The following is a 13,619-nucleotide window of genomic DNA, read 5'->3' as shown; positions in this document are numbered from 1 at the left end:
CTGGCGGCGGTTGCCGCGCTCGGCCCCGCACGCGCCGCGGCACGCCGCGCGATCCGGTCGGATCTGGCCGCAGCCTGCCCCTGTGTCACCGGGCTCCCGCATATCGCAACAGAACGCGACTGGGGTGGGAAAGTTACGCCGATTCACCCCTTTCGGTGGCGCGACGGACAACCGTCCGTCGCGCCACCTGTCTGTCCGCATACGGTCGTCCCGCTGCGAGTCGCCGGGCAACGGCGGCTGACCACAAGGGAGATCGGGGGTGTGCTCGTGCGGATCGGACTCCTCACGGACGGTGGTTATCCGTATGCGACCGGTGAGTCCAGACTCTGGTGCGACCGCCTGGTGCGCGGTCTTCCCCAGCACGAGTTCGACCTCTTCGCGCTCAGCCGCTCCGCCGACCAGGAACAACAGGGCTGGGTCAGGCTCCCCGACCGGGTCGGGCGGGTGCGGACGGCGCCGATGCGGACGCACGATGTGGACGCCCGGCACGCCGGCCCGTCCAGAAGCCTGACGGGCAGGCTCGCCACCGGCCTGGGGCGCTCGTACGGGCGGCGGGACCGACGGCGCTTCACGGCGCATGTGACGTCGCTCGTCGGCGCGGTGTGCGCAGGTACGGAAACCGGGCCGGGCCCCGGAGGCGCGGCCGCGGAGGCGGCGGCCGGACGCTTCACGAACGGCCTCCACGGCCTCGCGGAACTGGCCCGGGAACGCGGTGGACTGCACCACGCTCTGCGCTCCGAGACGACCGTACGCGTCGTGGAGTCGGCCTGCCGTGCCCCGGGCACCGGGCGGACCGTCCACGCCGCCACCGTCCCCGACGACCTCTGGGCCATCGGTGCGAAGGGTGTGCGAGCGGGCGTACAAGGAGCGGGGGACGTCGATGCGTGACGACACGAGCGACGACGGCCACAGAGGAGTCCCGATGGGCGGGCCGGTCGACACCCCGTCCCTGGACGCCCTCTGTGCGTCGGCCGGCGAGGCTCCGGCGGCGGGCCGTTCCGCGGTCCGGGCGCCCGAGGTCGCCTGCCACCCCGCCCGCAGATCCGCGGTCCGGCGCGGACCCGCGGACCCGGTGAAGGCGCTCATGCACCGGCACCGGGACCTCTGCGAGCGCGCCGTCGCCCCCCTGGAGATCGCCGCGGGCCTGGAGGCGCACGGGCTCACCGACCGGACCGCTGCGTGCTACCGGCACCGCGACGTCTTCTCGCTCGCGGAGGAGCTCTACGCCCGCGTCCCCGGCGCGGACGGGCACACCCCCCGCGCACCCCGGCCGAAGCCGGATCCCGGCAAGGACGAGGGCGCGCGGGCGGGATGGACACTGCAGGCGCTGCTGCCCGGCGCCGCCTGCCTCGCGACCGCAGGGGCGCTCGAACTTACTGAAGGGGCCCTCGGCGGCGAAGCCCGGTTCGCGGTGACCGCCGTCGGAGCACTGCTCGCCCTCCTCGGGCTCCGGCTCTGTCTGGGCGGCGGTCCGCTGCGCGCCGCGGGCGGCACCGGCGGCGTCACGTTGTACGTCTGCTGGCTCCTCGGCTACGTCGTGTACGGCGACGACCTGCTCGCCCAGGTCGTCAGCGGCGGCCCCGACGGCGACTGGACCGCCGCGCCCGCCCCTCTGCTCGGGCTGGTTCTGGCCCTGGCGCCCGCAGCCTGGTGCGCCCACCTGTTCGCCGTACTGGTTCGCCGCCGTCTGGCAAGGTCCCACGGCCTGTCGGAGTTCGGCGCCGGAGTGCGCCCCCTGCTGTTCGGTGTCGTCGCGCTCTTCCTGTGCACGCTGACCGCGCTGCTGTTCCTGGCCGGCCTCGGCCGGCCCGGCGCGGGCGGCAGCCTCGTGGGCCCGGCCGCCCTCGGTTCCCTCCTCTTCCTGGCCCGCCTGCTGGCCGTCCACGGCTTCCCGGAGCCCGCCGCCACCGGGCTCGCCGCCGCCTTCGCCGTCGAAGTGGCGGCCCCCTTCCTGGTTCTCGCCGGCCGGCTGCCCGGCCTCGGCGACCTCGCCCGGCCCGTCGACGCCGTCGTCGTCGCGGCCGGCCCCAGCGGTGTTCCCGCCCTCGCCTGCGGCATCGCCGCGTTCGGGCTGCTGGTCCACGCCTCGGTCACCCTCACCCGGGCATCCGCCCACGCCTAGGGCCTGCCCCACCCCCGCGGAGCCGACGCCGCGGGTCTTCCGTACCGCGCACACACTTTCCTCAAGGAGACGCCAGACATGACCCCCCAATCCCCCGCACCGGCAGCACGCCGTCGGCACCGAGGGAGCGCGCGATGAGGGTTCTGCTGCTCGGAGCGAACGGATTCCTCGGGCGCTTCGTCGCCGACCGCCTGCTCGCCGACCCGGCCGTGCACCTCACGGCACTCGGCCGGGGCGACGACGCCGATGTGCGCTTCGACCTCGCGGGCGGCAGTCCCGGAGCGCTCACCCGCTTCCTCGACGCCGTCCACCCGGGGGTCGTGGTCAACTGTGCCGGCGCCACCCGCGGCGGTGCCAGGGACCTGACCCGCCACAACACAGTCGCCGTGGCGACCGTCTGCGAAGCCATGCGACGCAGCGGCTGCAGCGCACGGCTCGTCCAGGTCGGCTGTGCCTCCGAGTACGGGCCCTCGCAGCCCGGCTCGTCCACCGCCGAGGACGCGGTGCCCCGGCCGGGAGGCCCGTACGGCGTCAGCAAGCTCGCCGCCACCGAGCTGGTCCTCGGCTCCGGTCTGGACGCGGTCGTGCTGCGCGTCTTCTCCCCGGTGGGGCCCGGCACACCGGCCGGCTCCCCGCTCGGCAGGCTCGCCGAGACCATGCGCCGTGCCATGCAGACCGGCGACCCCGAGCTCAAGCTCAGCGGCCTCGGGGTGCAGCGCGACTTCGTCGACGTGCGCGATGTGGCGCGCGCCGTGCACGCCGCCTCGCTCTCCGCCGCCCAGGGCGTCGTCAACATCGGCACCGGCCGGGCTGTGCGACTGCGCGACGCGGCCTCGGTCCTCGCCAGGGTCGCCGGATACGCGGGCGCGCTCCACGAGCTCGACACGCCTCCCGCCCGGCTCCCCATCCACGCCCCCCGTGCCTCAGCGGAGTCGGTCTTGGAGCACCTCGCGGCAACCCCGTCCCCATACCCCGACGGCTGCGGTGCCTGGCAGCAGGCCGATGTCCGCACAGCCCGGGACCGGCTCGGCTGGCGTCCCCGTATCAATCTGGAGGAGTCTCTCGCGGACATTTGGATGGAGGCGGCATGCCGCATCTGACCCGCACCGGCTCCACCGTCCCCGACATCGACGACGGGCCGGGTGCCCGGCCCGCACTGCCTGGAGGTCACGGGGGCCCGCGCACGCACCTGGAGGGAGCCATGCGCATCGCCCGCCGGCAGGGTGCGGGCACGATCTTCTCCACGGACCGAGACGACGCGAACAGGCAAACCGGCTCATTCGCGGCACTGCCCAGCTACTGGGACGAATTCGTCTCGCAGATCGGACCGGGTATCTCGGAATGAGGAGGGGCGTGGCAGTGTTACGGGAGAACAACCGTACGTAGATGAAGTACGTAGAAACCGACCACCTGCATTGTTGAGGTTCCTGTGTCGCTGCCACCCTTGGTCGAGCCAGCTGCTGAGCTCACCGTCGATGAGGTCCGCAGGTACTCCCGCCACCTGATCATCCCGGATGTCGGGATGGACGGGCAGAAGCGGCTGAAGAACGCGAAGGTGCTCTGTGTCGGCGCCGGTGGCCTCGGCTCGCCGGCTCTGATGTACATGGCCGCGGCCGGCGTCGGCACGCTCGGCATCGTCGAGTTCGACGAGGTCGACGAGTCGAACCTGCAGCGTCAGGTCATCCACAGCCAGGCCGACATCGGCAAGTCCAAGGCCCAGTCGGCCAAGGAGACCGTGCAGGGGATCAACCCCCTGGTGAACGTGGTCCTTCACGAAGAGCGGCTCGAAGCCGAGAACGTGATGGACATCTTCGCCCAGTACGACCTGATCGTGGACGGCACGGACAACTTCGCCACCCGCTATCTCGTCAACGACGCCGCGGTCCTGCTGAACAAGCCGTACGTCTGGGGCTCGATCTACCGCTTCGACGGCCAGGCGTCCGTCTTCTGGTCCGAGCACGGTCCCTGCTACCGCTGCCTCTACCCGGAGCCGCCGCCCCCCGGCATGGTCCCCTCCTGCGCCGAGGGCGGTGTCCTGGGTGTGCTCTGCGCGTCCATCGGCTCCATCCAGGTCAACGAGGCCATCAAGCTGCTCGCCGGTATCGGTGACCCGCTGGTCGGCCGCCTGGTGATCTACGACGCGCTGGAGATGCAGTACCGCCAGGTCAAGGTCCGCAAGGACCCCGACTGCGCGGTCTGCGGCGAGAACCCCACCGTCACCGAGCTCATCGACTACGAGGCCTTCTGCGGCGTCGTGTCCGAGGAGGCCCAGGAGGCGGCGGCCGGTTCCACGATCACTCCCAAGCAGCTCAAGGAGTGGATCGACGGCGACGAGAAGATCGAGATCATCGACGTCCGCGAGCCGAACGAGTACGAGATCGTCTCGATCCCGGGCTCCCGGCTGGTCCCGAAGAACGAGTTCCTGATGGGCAGCGCCCTCCAGGACCTCCCGCAGGACAAGCGCATCGTCCTGAACTGCAAGACCGGTGTCCGCAGTGCCGAGGTCCTCGCGGTCCTCAAGTCGGCGGGCTTCGCCGACGCGGTGCACGTCGGCGGTGGCGTCATCGGCTGGGTGCACCAGGTCGAGCCCGAGAAGCCGGTCTACTAGGACCGCGCCGGTACACACGTGAAGGGGCCGAACGGAGCGGGCCCCTTCACGTGTGTACGTCGACGGCGCCCGCCGGCCGGGGCCGGACGCGGCGCCGCCGATGTCGGGTCGTCCCACGCGTGGTCACCGGCAGACCGTTCCCGGCTCCGGGACCTCCCCTTGGAGCAGATAGCCGTCCACGGCCCTCTGCACGCAGGTACTCCCGCCGTTGTACGCCCCGTGGCCCTCGCCCTTGTACGTGAGCTCGATCCCGACTCCCTTGCCGAGTGCGGCGGCCATTGCACTCGCGCCGGCATACGGCGTCGCCGGGTCCCCCGTGTTGCCGATCACCAGGATCGGGGCCGAACCCGGCGCCCCGACGTCCGGGGTGTCCCACGCGCCCGCGACGGGCCAGCCGGTGCAGGACATCAGACCCCAGCCCAGGTAGTCGCCGAACACGGGGGATGCCTGGCGGAACTCGGGGAGCACCTTCCTGGTCTTTTCCAGGGTGAACCGCTGCTCGGAGTCCGCGCAGTTGACGGCCGCGTTGGCCGCGTTCGAGTTGTCGTAGTGCCCGTCCTCGGAGCGGCCGTTCAGCGAGTCGGCGAGCGCGAGCAGCAGTCCGCCGTTGTTGCCGTCGGCCTCGTCGAGGCCCTGTTCGAGCAGCGGCCAGGTCTCCTTGGAGTAGAGAGCGGACGCGATGCCGGTGGTGGCCTGGGTTTCGGTCAGCTCCCGTTCGCCCAGCCCCGGGACGGGCTTCTTCTCCAGCCGGCCGAGCAGGTCGGCGATCCCGTCCTGGACCTCCTTCGACGTGGCCCCTGGGAGCTTGCAGTCGTCGCGTCCGGCGCAGTCGGCGGTGAAGTTGTCCAGGGCGAGCTGGAAGCCCTTGGCCTGGCCGAGCGAGGACTGCAAGGAGTCCTCCGTCGGGTCGACGACCGCGTCCAGGACGGCCCGGCCGACCTTCTCGGGATAGAGGTGGGCGTAGACACCGCCCAGTTCGGTGCCGTAGGAGATTCCGAAGTAGTACAGCTTGTCGTCACCGAGTACCTGGCGCATCAGATCCATGTCCCGGGCCGCGTTCGTGGTGCCGACGTAGGGCAGTTCTTTCCCCGAGTTCTTCTCGCAGTCCGCGATGTAGGACTTCTGGTCGGCGACGAACGCCTTCTCCTCCTCGGCGTCGTCGGGGGTGGCGTCCTGTTCGTAACGGGCGTCGAGCGTCTCGTTGTCCGAGCACTCGATCCCCTCGCTGCGGCCGACCCCGCGCGGGTCGAAGCTCACCAGGTCGTAGCGGGTGCGAAGGGTGTCGTACGCGGTGCCGAAGGACGGCAGCGTGGCGACGCCTGAGGCGCCCGGCCCTCCGAAGTTGAAGATCAGCGAGCCGATGCGCCGGTCCTTCTTCCTGGCCGCGGCGCGGATGAGTGCCAGTTCGATGGTCCGGCCCTCCGGGTCCGCGTAGTCGAGGGGGACGTCCATGAAGGAGCACTCCCAGGACCCCCCGCCCGGCAGCGGCGAGGGGGCCGCGCCGCTGCCCTGGGCCTGGCTGGGGGCCGGGCAGGGCTGCCAGTCGAGCTTCTGGGAGGACAGCTCCTCCGCCGTCGCCGTGGGGGACGCCGTCGAGGCCACCGATGGCGTCGACCTCTCCGTACCTCCGTCGTCGCCGTCGTCCGAACAGGCGGCCAGCGGCAGCAGCACGGTGGCGGTGGCGGTGAGGGCGGCGGCACGCAGTGCGGGAGAGGTCCTCATGACCCCATCGTGCGGCGGGGCGAGGTGGAACGCGCGGGGCGCGGTCCATGTGAGTGGTCCCGTCCCCGCGCGCGTGTTCTAGAGCTCTCCCTTACGGGTCAGCTGGTTGAAACAGATCCAGCCGGGAAGCACGGGCAGCCACAGGGTCATCACCCGGTACAGCAGCACGGCCGGCGCCGCGACCTCCTTCGGCAGGCCCACCGCGATCAGCCCCAGGGTCAGCGCGCCCTCGACGGCGCCCATGCCGCCCGGAGTGGGCGCCGCGGAGCCGAGGGCGTTGCCCGCGAGGAAGACCACCGCGATGCTGGCGTAGCTGAGCTGGGGGACATCGGGGCCGCTGAACGCGCGGATCGACGCGTCGAGGCACAGCACGAACAGGCCCGTCAGCAGCAGCATGCCGCCGATGCCGGTGACCAGCTTCTGCGGACGCTGCGCCACGTCGAGCATGCGGGGTACGACACCGGCGAACAGCGACCGCACCCGGGTAACGACGAACTTCCGCATGAACGGGATCGCCGTCACCACCAGCACGAGAACGGCGACCGTGAGCAGGCCCGCGATGACCGTCCTCGACGGGGTGAGCGAGTCCGGGGTCTTCTCCGTTCCGGTCAGATACCCGAACAGGGCGAGCAGCAGGATGTGGCAGCCGAGACCGAACAGCTGGGACGCGCCCACGCTCGCGACGGCGAGCCCGGGGCGCACCCCGGCGCGTTGCAGGAAGCGCGTGTTGAGCGCCACCCCACCGACCGCCGCCGGTGCCACGATCTTCACGAACGACCCGGCCACCTGCGCCAGCACGGTCTTCCCGAAGGCCACCCGCTCCGGCACGAAGCCGAGCAGGCTCATGGCCGCGGCGACGTAGCTCAGGGCCGAGAAACCTAGCGCGGCCGCGACCCAGCCCCACTCCGCCTGCTCCACGACCGTGCCGAAGTCGGCCTCGGTGACCTGTGAGATCAGGAAGTAGGCGGCAATGGAACCCGCGATGAAGCTGAAGAGGGTGCGCGGCTTGATGCGTTCCAGCCGGACCGGCTCGACCGGTGCCTGTGGCCTGATCAGCAGCACCTGGCGGCGGATCTGGGCCAGCATGTCCTCCTCGCGGGCCTCTTCCAGGGCATCGTCTATCGCCCGCTTCTCGGCCTGCTTCTCCGTGCGCAGCGACTTTCGGACCGCCTTGCGGTCGCCGGCCTCCGAGCCCTGCTCCTCCTTGGTCTGCTTCGCAGCCTGCGAGGCCTCCAGCACCGCCTCACGCTCGCGCTGTGAACGCTCCCGGGCGAGTCTGCGGAGTGTCGCCCGGGTGGAGCGGCTCAGAGCGATCGGCTGGAGCAGCGGCAGACAGTCGGCGACGGCGTCGGGCCCGAGCACGGCGAGTGCCCCGGCGACGGCTCGTTCGGCGCCCACGCGCAGCCCGGTGGTGGTGAGCAGCTGGGCGACGTCCATGCGCAGGATGAGGTCACCGGCCGCGATCTCACCGCCCCGCAGATCGGTGACGAACACCGTGCCGGAACGATCCACCAGGAGGGCGTCCCCGGTGAGCCTGCGGTGCGCGATCCGCCGCGACTGGAGCGCTTTCACCTGCCGCCAGGCGCCCCGCACCAGGTCGTCGGTGATCTCCTCGTCCTCCATCGCGTCCAGCGAGCGCCCGCCGATGTGCTGGTACACGAGCATCACGGCGTCGGGCCCCAGCTCGGACGTGGCGATCAGCCTGGGTGCGTTGGCCCCGGCGGCGATCGCCGCGTACGCGAGGAGCGCCTCCTGCTCCAGGGCCTGGCGCAGCGACTGGATGGAGCGGCGCTGGGTGATGCTGCGCAGGGTGAGCCTGCGCCACACCCGGTAGAAAAAGCCCTGGGCCTGCTGTTCACGGTCGACGACCGTCACATCCAGCGGTGGGCCGTCCTCCAGGGTGACCAGATAGCGGCGCCCCCGGTCGCTCTGATCGACGTTGTCGGGGGCGTCCTCGGTGCGCATCGCGGCGACCGGACGGAAGCCGACGTGGCGCAGACCGGCCATCAGGTGCTGGCCGGTCGGACGGACGTTCGGCGAGCCGACCGTGTACAGCGTGCCGTACGCCACGGTCCAGCCGATCAGCACGGTGAGGACGATCGAGAACGGGGTGGTGTAGCCGCCGACCAGCATCGCGAAGGCGTCCAGGAGCAGCACCACCCACAGCACGACCCGCCAGCGCGGTCTGCGGGCCATGCCGACCGCCGTCATATAGGCGATGACGGGTGCGAGATATCCGTGCACGGGATCGGTGAGCGCGTCCCCGGGCTGCGGCTGCGTCAGAGCCTCCCGGATCGTCCCGGGGGCCGACCGGGCGACCCAGAGATCGGTGGCCAGGGTCACCCCGTGGGCCAGCACGGCGGCGAGCACTCCGTCCGCGATCCGCAGTCCGTCTCGTTTCACCAGCCGCTCGATCGCGAAGGCGACCGGCACGAGGAGCACGGCGATGCTGGACACCAGGCCCGCGAGCTTGATCAGCAGATCGGGGGCCTGGTCGGTGCCCTTGGAGATGTCGTCCTCGAGACCGGTGGTGGTCCCCTGGGCGAAGGCGGCGACGGAGAACAGCAGGGCGATCGCGAGGACCCCGATGAGGAGCCGCAGCAGATCCGAGGGGCGGTGCACCCGGGCGGGCAGCAGGGGCTCGTCGCCCGAGACACGGTCGGTCAGACCGGTGTCGGCCGAAGCGAGCGTCGAGCCCGAGACGTGTTCCGGGGGCGTCCCGGGGGTCTCCCCGGCATTCGGAGTACCGGGCGCGTCCGGGCGCGGCTCCGCATCAGAGGCGTCCGCCGCCTTCGGTGGCTGCACGCCCTGCTCCTTAGCCTCTGATGAATCTTCGTGTTCTCGTATCACCGGTCACCGCCCGCACGATGGTGGCACGGCCTGCAGACAGAGGGGGGCATCAGGGTGCATTGCGCGGGTGCGATGCGCAACATACGCTGCTCCGCCAGCCCGTCACGGAGTGTGATCAGGGCGCCACCGGGCGGGCCCGGTTGTCGGTGGCGTACGGCATGATGGGACGGATGAGCGAAGACCGGACGAGCGGCAGCCGGGCAGAGGCCGTGCCCGCCGGCGCCGTGAACACCGAGCTGCCCCTCTACGCCGAGCGGGTGCTGGACGTGGCGGATCTCATCCCGCCCGGCCGCGTCTTGACGTACGGCGATGTCGCGGAGTGGCTCGGGGACGGCGGGCCCAGACAGGTCGGCCGGGTGATGGCGCTGTACGGCTCCGCGACGTCCTGGTGGCGTGTGGTGCGCGCCGACGGGGTGCTGCTGCCGGGCCACGAGCTGCGGGCGCTCGGCCACTACCGCGAGGAGGGCACACCGCTGCGGGCGGCCCCGCGCGACGCGGACGGGCACGTTCCGCGCCTTGACATGAGGAGCGCCCGATGGGACGGCGTGACCGGTGGTCCGGGCGGCGAAACTCACATCTGACAGCTTCCGCCGTCGTGGCCCGCCGGGGCGGGCGCCGGGCCGGTGGACCGGACGCTCCGGCGCGTCGGCGGCCTCCACGTGTGACGGGGGACGCGGCCCGGAGCCCGATGTCCGCCTCGCCGCTGGCGTAGCGTCGTCCACACGCGGCACGCTCCACTCCCTCTTCCGTCTCCGTCACGACCGGGCCTCGCGTACCCGGCGCTTCAGCACCGTCCGTCACCGGCAGCCGACACCGGCAGCCGTCGATCCCCGGGCCGTCCCCCCATGGCCGGCCACCGCGCAGACCGAGTACACCCACCAGGACCGGCGATCCACGTGAGCTCCCCCTTCACCACCCGGAACAGCCCGCACCGTCAGGCACGGCGGCGGGCCCCGGGCGCGTACCGGCTGGTGCGCACACCGCCGGGCCCCGTGGACCTCCCTCTTCTGGACGCACCGCAGCGCGCGGTGGTTGACCATCGCGACGGCCCGCTGCTGGTCCTCGCAGGGCCCGGCACCGGCAAGACCACGACGCTGGTCGAGGCGGTCGCCCAGCGCGTGGCCCGGGGGACCGATCCCGCCCGCATCCTGGTCCTCACCTTCAGCCGCAAGGCGGCGGTCGAACTGCGCGACCGTATGGCGGCCCGGCTCGGCGGCACCCGGGGGCCGCAGGCCACCACCTTCCACTCGTACTGCTACGCCCTGGTCCGTGCCCACCAGGACGCCGACCTCTTCGCCGATCCGCTGCGCCTGCTCTCCGGGCCCGAGCAGGACGTCACCGTCCGCGAACTCCTGACCGGCCAGCTCGGCCTGGAGCAGGCAGGGCTGGCCCATGTCCGCTGGCCCGACGAGCTGAGGGCCTGTCTGACCACGCGTGGCTTCGCCGACGAGGTGCGGGCGGTGCTGGCCCGCAGCCGTGAGCTGGGCCTCGGACCGGACGCGCTGGCCGCCTTCGCCCGCCGCACCGGGCGCCCGGACTGGAGCGCCGCCGCCCAGTTCCTCGCCGAGTACCTGGACGTCCTCGACGCCCAAGGGGTCCTCGACTACGCGGAACTGGTCCACCGGGCGGTCCTGCTCGCCGAACGGCCGGAGGTGGCGGCGGCGCTGGCCGGGAGCTACGACGCGGTACTCGTCGACGAATACCAGGACACGGATCCCGCCCAGGTACGGCTGCTGCACGCCCTGGCCGGGAACCAAGGGAGTTCCGCGCCGGGAACAGGCGGCGGCCGGACGCTGATCGCCTTCGGCGACCCCGATCAGTCGATCTACGCCTTCCGGGGCGCCGATGTGAACGGCATCCTCGACTTCCCCGACACCTTCCGCCGTGCCGACGGCGCGCCCGCCCCCGTCGGAGTCCTCACCACCTCACGCCGCTCCGGCACGCACCTGCTCGAGGCGACCCGGCTGCTCACCCGCCGGATGCCGCTCACCCGCCTGCCCTCGGACAAGGTCCGCGCCCACCGCGAGCTGTCCGCCGTGCGCCCGGGCGGCCGCGTCGAGACGTACACCTATCCGACGCCCTCCACCGAGCTGGACAACATCGCCGATCTGCTCCGGCGCGCGCACCTGGAAGAGGGCGTGCCCTGGCGGGACATGGCGGTTCTCGTGCGCGCCGGCGGCCGCTCGATCCCAGCTGTGCGCCGGGCGCTCACCTCCGCCGGAGTCCCTCTGGAGATCGACGGAGACGATCTCCCACTGCGCCACGAACCGGCGGTCACCCCGCTCCTGACCGCCCTGCGCACCGTCGCCACGGCGGCGCTGCACACTGCCGCGCCCGACGAACCCGAGGAGGAGGCCCTCACGTCCTCCGGCCCCCAGGAACCGGAGGAGGAGACCGGCGCCGGGAGCGACAAGGACGCACCCGGCCGGCTCGACACCGAGACCGCCCTCGCCCTGCTCACCTCCCCCCTCGGCTCCATGGATGCAGCCGATCTGCGCCGTCTGGGGCGGGCACTGCGCGACGAGGAACGGGCCGCGGGGAACCGCGTACCGCCGCCGTCCGGGGAGCTGCTGGCCCGGGCGCTGTCCGAGCCGGAGCGCCTGGTCACGCACGACCCGGCATACGCCCGCGGAGCCCAGCGGCTCGGCGCGCTCCTGCGCGACGCCCGAGAACTCCTGGAGGGCGGGGGGACCGCCGAAGAGGCCCTGTGGGCCCTGTGGAGGGGCACCCCCTGGCCCGGCCGGCTGGAACGGGCGGCACTGCGTGGCGGCGCGGCCGGCCGGAACGCCGACCGGGACCTCGACGCCGTATGCGCCCTCTTCGACAGTGCGGCACGGGCCGAGGACCGCACCGGGGGACGCGGCGCCCTCAACTTCCTGGAGGAGGTCGACGCCCAGGACATCGCCGCCGACACCCTGTCCCGTCGTGCCGTACGCCCCGACGCCGTACGCCTGATGACCGCGCACCGCTCCAAGGGCCTGGAATGGCGCCTGGTGGTCGTCGCCGGGGTGCAGGAGGGGCTCTGGCCCGACCTGCGACGCCGGGGATCGCTCCTGGAGGCGGACCGGATCGGGCGCGACGGCCTGGCGGAACCGCTCACCCCGGGGGCACTCCTGGCCGAGGAACGCCGCCTGTTCTACGTCGCCGCGACCCGGGCCCGTGAACGTCTCGTCGTCACCGCCGTCAAGGCCCCCGCCGACGACGGCGACCAGCCCTCCCGCTTCCTCGCCGAGCTCGGTGCCGAGCCCCGGGACGTCACCGGACGCCCCCGCCGCCCGCTCGCGGTGGCCTCGCTCGTCGCCGAGCTCCGGGCGACAACCGTCGACCCCGCCGCCTCGGAAGCGCTGCGCGACGCCGCCGCACACCGGCTCGCCCGGCTCGCGGCGCTCACCGACGACGAGGGCCAGCCGCTCGTGCCCGCCGCGCACCCGTACCGCTGGTGGGGGCTGAACGAGCCGACCCGCTCCGAGATCCCGCTGCGTGACCGGGACCACCCCGTCGCGCTCTCCGGGAGCGCGCTCGACCAGCTCGCCAACACCTGCGCCCTTCAGTGGTTCCTCGGCCGCGAGGTGAAGGCCGACGCCCCGGCGACGGCGGCCCAGGGCTTCGGCAACGTGATCCACGTGCTCGCCGACGAGGTGGCCTCCGGGCGTACCGCCGCCGACCTGGACGTCCTGATGGAACGCCTCGACTCCGTATGGGACGGCCTCGTCTTCGACGCCCCCTGGAAATCGAAGCAGGAGAAGGACCAGGCACGCGCCGCCCTTGAGCGCTTCCTGCGCTGGCACGTCATGGACCGCGCCGGCCGCACCCCCACCGCCAGCGAGCACGACTTCGACGTCACCCTCGAAGCCGGCGAGTACGCGGTACGCATCCGGGGCTCCATGGACCGCGTGGAACAGGACACCGAGGGCCGGGCGTACGTCGTCGACTTCAAGACCGGCAAGGGAGCGCCCACCAAGGACGAGGTGGCCTCCCACCCCCAGCTCGCCGTGTACCAGCTGGCGGTCAGTGAGGGAGCCGTCGATGAGGTCTTCGGCGGCCACCGCCCGGAACCGGGAGGCGCCGAACTCGTACAGCTGCGCCAGCCCGCCCCGAAGAAGGAGGGCGGCGACGCCCTGCCCAAGGTGCAGGCACAGGAACCCCTCACCGGGGAATGGGTCTCCGACCTGCTGGCCACGGCGGCCGGCCGGGTCCTGGACGAACGGTTCACCCCCACGACCGGCCAGCACTGCACCCACTGCGCCTTCAAGGCATCGTGCAGCGCGCAGCCCGAAGGCCGTCAGATCATCGAATGACCGCCCGGACGGAATCCGC

General features: G+C 72.4%; 7 protein-coding genes and 2 pseudogenes. 7 read left to right on the top strand and 2 right to left on the bottom strand.

The features are described 5' to 3' along the window. Positions 1 to 267: 267 nt before the first annotated feature. From ACWD04_RS01595 to moeZ, 5 genes and pseudogenes are all read left to right on the top strand, one after another. Positions 268 to 825 (top strand): annotated as a pseudogene (locus tag ACWD04_RS01595) (DUF3492 domain-containing protein); the annotation flags it as partial. Positions 826 to 880: 55 nt separating this feature from the next. Continuing rightward, positions 881 to 2,122: a hypothetical protein gene (locus ACWD04_RS01590; RefSeq protein ID WP_451126933.1), complete on the top strand. Its 1,242-nt coding sequence runs from the start codon at positions 881 to 883 to the stop codon at positions 2,120 to 2,122. A 134-nt stretch (positions 2,123 to 2,256) separates the two neighbouring features. Continuing rightward, the gene (locus ACWD04_RS01585; RefSeq protein ID WP_451126931.1) at positions 2,257 to 3,222 is read left to right on the top strand and encodes an NAD-dependent epimerase/dehydratase family protein; all 966 of its coding nucleotides are present in this window, start codon (positions 2,257 to 2,259) and stop codon (positions 3,220 to 3,222) included. 68 nt (positions 3,223 to 3,290) lie between these two features. Then, positions 3,291 to 3,467: pseudogene (locus ACWD04_RS01580) on the top strand (spherulation-specific family 4 protein); the annotation flags it as partial. 84 nt (positions 3,468 to 3,551) lie between these two features. Further along, complete coding sequence (gene moeZ / locus ACWD04_RS01575) at positions 3,552 to 4,730, top strand: adenylyltransferase/sulfurtransferase MoeZ (protein WP_451126929.1); 1,179 nt, start codon at positions 3,552 to 3,554, stop codon at positions 4,728 to 4,730. Positions 4,731 to 4,853: 123 nt separating this feature from the next. Here moeZ and ACWD04_RS01570 read toward each other — a convergent pair whose 3' ends face one another. Continuing rightward, positions 4,854 to 6,452 carry an alpha/beta fold hydrolase gene (locus ACWD04_RS01570; protein WP_451126927.1) on the bottom strand — a complete coding sequence of 533 codons (1,599 nt, stop codon included), beginning with the start codon at positions 6,450 to 6,452 and terminating at the stop codon, positions 4,854 to 4,856. 78 nt (positions 6,453 to 6,530) lie between these two features. Beyond that, a complete protein-coding gene (locus ACWD04_RS01565; protein WP_451126925.1) occupies positions 6,531 to 9,257 on the bottom strand; it encodes a lysylphosphatidylglycerol synthase domain-containing protein in 2,727 nt (908 codons plus the stop codon). Between the two features lie 215 nt (positions 9,258 to 9,472). Here ACWD04_RS01565 and ACWD04_RS01560 point away from each other — a divergent pair, with 215 nt between their 5' ends. Beyond that, positions 9,473 to 9,883, top strand: a complete 411-nt coding sequence (locus ACWD04_RS01560) for an MGMT family protein (protein WP_451126923.1) — start codon at positions 9,473 to 9,475, stop codon at positions 9,881 to 9,883. A gap of 315 nt (positions 9,884 to 10,198) precedes the next feature. Continuing rightward, positions 10,199 to 13,600 (top strand): ATP-dependent helicase, encoded by a 3,402-nt coding sequence (locus ACWD04_RS01555; protein WP_451126921.1) that lies wholly within the window; start codon positions 10,199 to 10,201, stop codon positions 13,598 to 13,600. Positions 13,601 to 13,619: the final 19 nt, after the last annotated feature.

It is taken from the genome of Streptomyces sp. NPDC002911 (assembly GCF_053591835.1).
Note: the sequence above shows the minus strand (reverse complement) of the source record. Positions and strands in the feature narration are given on the sequence as shown.

Coding starts and splice junctions, on each gene's coding strand:
- ACWD04_RS01590 (WP_451126933.1), top strand. CDS start 881: ATGCGTGACGACACGAGCGACGACGGCCACAGAGGAGTCCCGATGGGC.
- ACWD04_RS01585 (WP_451126931.1), top strand. CDS start 2,257: ATGAGGGTTCTGCTGCTCGGAGCGAACGGATTCCTCGGGCGCTTCGTC.
- ACWD04_RS01560 (WP_451126923.1), top strand. CDS start 9,473: ATGAGCGAAGACCGGACGAGCGGCAGCCGGGCAGAGGCCGTGCCCGCC.
- ACWD04_RS01570 (WP_451126927.1), bottom strand. CDS start 6,452: ATGAGGACCTCTCCCGCACTGCGTGCCGCCGCCCTCACCGCCACCGCC.